At 30.9% G+C, this 1,902-nt stretch carries 3 protein-coding genes; all 3 read left to right on the forward strand.

Going from position 1 to position 1,902, the window contains the following annotated elements; genetic code table 11:
- Positions 1 to 526, forward strand: a 526-nt coding sequence (locus HMPREF3177_RS04280) for a protein rep (protein ID WP_148128603.1), incomplete at its 5' end; no start/stop codon positions are given.
- A 498-nt stretch (positions 527 to 1,024) separates the two neighbouring features.
- A complete protein-coding gene (locus tag HMPREF3177_RS08500; RefSeq protein WP_017176832.1) occupies positions 1,025 to 1,171 on the forward strand; it encodes a hypothetical protein in 147 nt (48 codons plus the stop codon).
- Between the two features lie 227 nt (positions 1,172 to 1,398).
- A partial coding sequence (locus tag HMPREF3177_RS04285) for a protein rep (protein ID WP_070457229.1) occupies positions 1,399 to 1,902 on the forward strand: 504 nt, incomplete at its 3' end.

Genomic DNA, 1,902 nt, shown 5'->3' on the forward strand with positions numbered 1-1,902 from the left:
TGGTTTTATGAGAGCAACTGAAATAACGGTCAATAAGGAGAATGGATCGTACAACCAGCATATGCATATTTTACTTTCTGTTAAGTCTAATTTCTTTTTAAATAAAGAGAATTATATTACTCAAAGTGAATGGACAGACTTATGGCAACGAGCATTACAAGTGGACTATAAACCTATTGTGAACATTCGAGCAATCAAACCGAATAAGAAAAAGGATTCTGCCATTACATCAGCAATCAAAGAAACGGCTAAATACAGCGTTAAATCATCTGATTATCTTACAGATGACCTAGAAAGCAATTTAAAGGCCGTAGAAGACCTTGAGAGAGGTTTATATGCTAAACGACTTATTTCTTATGGAGGAGCTTTAAAAACGGCTCACAAGCGTTTAAATTTAGACGATAACGAAGATGGCGATTTAATTCATACGAGTGATGATGAAATTTCAGAAACAGAGTCAAAAGCAAATTCAATTATTGCGATATTTAATTATGAAAAACAAGATTATTATTTAAAAAACGAATAAAAAATAGCCTAGATCTAATTTATAGGTCTAGGCTATTTTTGTATGTATTTATCAAATTTTAATTAGTCGTACTCATAAAAATATTTGAATAGTAACGTCGAACGCAGGTGAGAAAAAACTTTCCTACGAAGTAGAAAATAAAAGTTTTTCATCGACGTCGTTTACGACGTGTAGATGCGCCCTTACGGGTTTCTAACGAAAGTTTAACGTTGATTTTTAATTCTGTAAAGTGATATGCTCATTCTCAAATTATTCATATACGAATAAAATAAAGATAAACCTTGTAATTTTGTTAAGAGTCGTTTTTATGCCGAGAAAACTTTTTGGCTTTGACAGGTCTTAAAATATACTAAGAGCGAAAGCGAAAGTAGTAGCGTAAGCTATTAACTTTCGGTTGCAAAAGCTCTTAGATTTTTAAGACCGCAGCGCATCAAAGCCATAAAAGGAAATTGGAATAAAGCAATTATGTTATTTTGATTAAAGAAAGGGGGGGCTTGTATGAAGTTTGGAAATTATAAAATTGATTCTTTTTGGTTAATTATGATTATAGGTTTTTTAGCTACTTCTATATTTTTTCCTTTCATGCTTTTGTCTGTAATTATTTTATTGATTTTTGGTTTAGAAAAAGATGATAAAAAAGGTTAAATTCGATTTCTTGGTTTTGTTTTTTGAAACGAGTGAAACGAGTTTCTTCTTATCTTGATACTATATAGAAACAACGTCATTTTATATATTTATGTGTAAATCCTTATATATCAAGGGTTTAACACTGTTTTTAGGCTTGAAAATCTTTGAAAGAAAAAATTGCATAAAAAAGAGCCCTCTAGTAAGATTAAGATACGCTAATAACTTAATACTAGGGGGCTTCTTATATGCATATTAATAATAGCATGACAGGAAATGACAGACAAGTAAATAAACCATTTAAAGATATTACTAAAACAGGAAAGACACGACCATGGCGTGAGAAAAAGTTAGCGAACGTAACATATGCTGAATTACTTCAAATACTAGAATTTAAGAAATCTAATAATGTTAAACAGTGTGGCGAAGTATTGGAGTTTAAACCGAGCGATACTGGACATTTAAAACTATATCGAGCATGGTTTTGTAAATCAAAATTATGCCCAGTTTGTAATTGGAGACGAGCAATGAAACAAAGTTATCAATCGCAACGAGTGGTTGAAGAAGTTTTAAAAGAATATCCAAGCTCTCGTTGGTTGTTTTTAACACTGACTGTTAGGAATGTTTGGTCGGGTCAAGAATTAAATGAATCATTAAGTTATATGACTAAAGCATTTAGAAAGTTAATGATGTATAAAAAAGTATCTAAAAATCTTATTGGTTTTATGAGAGCAACTGAAATAACGGTCAAT

The sequence above is a fragment of the Nosocomiicoccus sp. HMSC09A07 genome (assembly GCF_001808485.1).
Taxonomy (GTDB): domain Bacteria; phylum Bacillota; class Bacilli; order Staphylococcales; family Salinicoccaceae; genus Nosocomiicoccus; species Nosocomiicoccus ampullae_A.